Origin of the sequence: Deinococcus aerophilus (assembly GCF_014647075.1) — a bacterium.
GTDB classification, from domain to species: Bacteria; Deinococcota; Deinococci; order Deinococcales; family Deinococcaceae; genus Deinococcus; species Deinococcus aerophilus.
This window is the reverse complement of sequence record NZ_BMOM01000067.1, coordinates 1-3,262: the sequence shown is the minus strand read 5'-3', so window position 1 is coordinate 3,262 and position 3,262 is coordinate 1. Positions and strand designations below refer to the sequence as shown.

Here is a 3,262-nt window from a genome sequence, read left to right as displayed (position 1 = left end):
ATCAGAACCATACGTCTGAGAGGCCATTCCTCATGGTATTTGCTCGCCCAGAGAGGCGTGAAATTCCAAAACGGGCTCTAGGACCTGTACGATCTTGCGCCCATCGGGTATTTCACCCTCAGCGAGGACGGCCGGATTCTGGAGGTCAACCGGGCCGGGTGCCAGCTGCTGGGCAGCACGCGGGGCCAGCTGATCCGGCACCGCTTCACGGCGTTCGTGGAGGAGGACGTCGTGCCGTTTGTGCAGCTGCTGCGCCGGGCCTTTGCGGGCGGGCAGCCGTGCCGGCTGGAGCTGGGTGTGGTGCAGTCGGAGGGTGAAAAGCTGGACGTGCAGCTGGACGTGCGTGCCTCCAGCGAGGGCGAGCAGCCCTATCTGCGGGCGGCCGTCACCGACATAACGGAGTTGAAGGCGGCCCAGGCCGCTCTGGCAAACCTGAACAACACCCTTGAGGAGCGCATTCAGGCCCGCACCGCCCAGATTCGCGAGTTGAACGAGGAGCTGGAAACCTTCGTGCAGACCGTGACCCACAACCTCCAGACGCCGCTGCGGCAGTTCACCAGCTTTGCGGAGCTGCTGCGGCGCAAGGGTCCGGTCCGCGACGGGCAGGCGCAGCACTACTACGACGCGATGCTCGGCAGCGTGGAGCGCATGGAGGGCATGGTGTCCGCCCTGGCCGACTACTTCCAGACCGGACGCCAGCGCCCCGAGATGCTGTCCGTGGACCTGGAACGGGTGCTCAGCGACGTCCGCAAGGAGTTGCGTCCCCGACTGGATGGAGGGACGGTGACGTGGCAGCAGGACCACCTGCCCACCGTTACGGGAGATCCGCGCACCCTAAAACAGATCTTCACGGCCCTGCTCGACAACGCCCTGAAGTTCAGTGCCGGGCGCTCCCAGACAGAGATTCATATCGTGGTCCGCGAAAACGAAAGCGAGTACCACATCGGCGTGCGCGACAACGGTGTGGGCTTCAATCCACGTCAGCAGGACCGGCTGTTCGGTATCTTTCAGCGTCTGCACAGCGAGCGGGAATTCTCTGGCCTGGGCACCAGCCTGGCGAGCGTGCGCCGCGCCGTTTTGCGGCATGGCGGGCGGGTCTGGGCCGAGGGCAATGAGGGTCCGGGCAGCTGTTTCTGGCTGGCGTTGCCCAGGAACGTTTCGCCCCGGCGCTGAGCGGCTCCGCGCCTCCCTGGCCTAGCCCCGCAGGTCCTCGCCCTCCTGAACGGCCCGGCGCAGCAGCGCGGTCACGTCCTCCATCTTGAACAGCAGCAGGACGCTGTGGCCGTCCTCGCTGAAGATCGGGTCGGCCTCGACCTTCATCTTGCGGGTGCCCAGCTGCGGCAGCGTCAGGTCGATCACGTAGCTGCTCAGGGGACGCTCGCTGCTCATCACGTCGCGCAGGCGGGTCAGCAGGTCCAGCTGGTCGAAGGCCCCGTGGGCGACAGTCTGCAGGGCCTCTCCCTTCAACTGCGGCGCGGTGGTCTGCAGCAGGCTGTACAGGGCGCGGTTGGCCGCCACCACCCGCTCCTGTGCGTCGAGGACGAGCAGCGGGTCCTGCATGCTGTTCAGCACGCCGTCGGCGTAGGTCAGCGAGTCGCGCAGCTGCCGCTCCATGGCCTTGATCACGTCCACGTTGGTAAACGCCACCACCACGCCGTCAATGAAGTTGTCCGAGGTGCGGTACGGGCTGATGCGCATCAGGTACCACTGGCCGTCGTGGGTCTGCACCTGCAGTTCCAGCGTCTCCAGCGTGTCCAGCACCCGTTTGATGTCGCGGGTCAGGTGTTCGTAGCGCAGGTTGACGCTGATGTCGGTGATCGGGCGGCCCAGGTCCACCGCCATCAGGTTGATCACCCGCGTGATGCGTGGGGTAAAGCGCTTGATGGTCAGGTCATTGCCCAGGAACACCGTGGCGATGCCGGCGCTGTCGAGCAGGTTCTTCATGTCGTTGTTCGCCTGCCCCAGCTCGGAGATGACGCGCTGGTGCTCGGCGTTGATGGTGATCAGCTCCTCGTTCAGGGACTGCAGCTCCTCCTTGGAGGTGGTCAGTTCTTCATTGCTGCTCTGCAGTTCCTCGTTGCTGGTCTGCAGCTCCTCGTTGGTGCTCCTCAGTTCCTCCACGGAGACCGCCATGTCCTCGATCTTGGCCTGCAGGTTCTCGCGGCTGCGCTGCAACTCGCGCTCCAGCAGCCGGATCTGATCAGACTTCTCGGGCAGCGGGCCAGCACCCTCTGTGACCGGACGTTCCCGGAACACGATCAGCAGATGGGTCTGGGGGCCGGGCAGGGGCCGCACGATCAGGTCGATCAGGCGTGGGCGCTCACTGCCCTCCACCGCGAGGTGGGTCCGTACCACCTCGTTTTGCTCTTCGAGCGCCTGCCGAACGGCGGCGGGCAGCTCGTAACGCAGGCCGTCGCGTCCCATCTCGAACACGTTGGTCAGGGTGCGGCCCAGCGGCAGCTCCAGGTACTGACCGGTCGGTCCGTTGACCATCAGGATGTCGCCCGAGGCGTTGACCACCACCGAGGGGGGCACGTAATGGGCCAGCAGCGCTGTCTGGGCCTGCTGGCTCAGCGTGCCCGGACGCGAGGACGGTGGCAGGCCCGGAAACAGGTCGTCCGGGCGGTCGGCGCGTCGGGCTCCGCCGGCATTGAGCGGGTGCTCCAGCGTCAGCGGTGCGGGGGCTCCCTCCCCGCGCCGGTAAATCTTCCAGCGCGGGCTCAGGGGCGTGAAGCGTTCCCGCTCGGTTCCGGCGGTCTCGCTGGCTCCCAGAAACAGCAGGCCGCCGGGCCGCAGGGCGTAGTGGAACACCGACATGATCTGCGCCTGCAGCTCGGCATTCAGGTAGATCAGCATGTTGCGGCAGCACAGCAGGTCCAGCCGGGTAAACGGCGGGTCGCCGAAGGTGTTGTGCGTGGCGAACACCACCATGTTGCGGATCTCCGGGCGCACCTGATAGCCGCCCTGTTGCGGCTGAAAGTGGCGCTCGAGCCGGTCGGGGGAAACCACGTAGCTGATGTCGGCGGAATACAGGCCGTAGCGTGCGCGGTCCACCGCCTCGCGGTCGATATCGGTGGCGAACAGCTGCACCTTGAAGGCCCGCTCGTCGCGCAGCTCCTCGGTGAGTTCATGCAGCACCATGGCGACCGAGTACGCCTCCTCTCCGGTCGAGCAGCCTGCTACTCAGGAGTTGCACCTTGCATAGCGCAGTGAATATCCGTGCTGGCCGAGGAATTCTGCGTTTTTACTGAAGATCCGGAGC

2 protein-coding genes and 1 pseudogene are annotated in these 3,262 nt (G+C 65.8%); 1 reads left to right on the top strand and 2 read right to left on the bottom strand.

What is annotated here, in order from left to right:
- Window positions 1-84 precede the first annotated feature (84 nt).
- Entirely contained in the window at window positions 85-1,173 is a 1,089-nt protein-coding gene (locus IEY21_RS16565; RefSeq protein ID WP_308424850.1) for a sensor histidine kinase, read from the top strand.
- A gap of 21 nt (window positions 1,174-1,194) precedes the next feature.
- Here the strand turns inward: IEY21_RS16565 and IEY21_RS17170 are convergent, their stop codons facing one another.
- Entirely contained in the window at window positions 1,195-1,944 is a 750-nt protein-coding gene (locus IEY21_RS17170) for a PAS domain-containing protein (RefSeq protein WP_373290535.1), read from the bottom strand.
- A 777-nt stretch (window positions 1,945-2,721) separates the two neighbouring features.
- A pseudogene (locus tag IEY21_RS17165) lies at window positions 2,722-3,168 on the bottom strand (CheR family methyltransferase); the annotation flags it as partial.
- Between the last annotated feature and the right edge of the window lie 94 nt (window positions 3,169-3,262).

What these genes read in the sequence shown, in the direction of transcription:
- IEY21_RS17170 (WP_373290535.1), bottom strand. Translation starts at nt 1,944, where the DNA reads ATGAAGAACCTGCTCGACAGCGCCGGCATCGCCACGGTGTTCCTGGGC.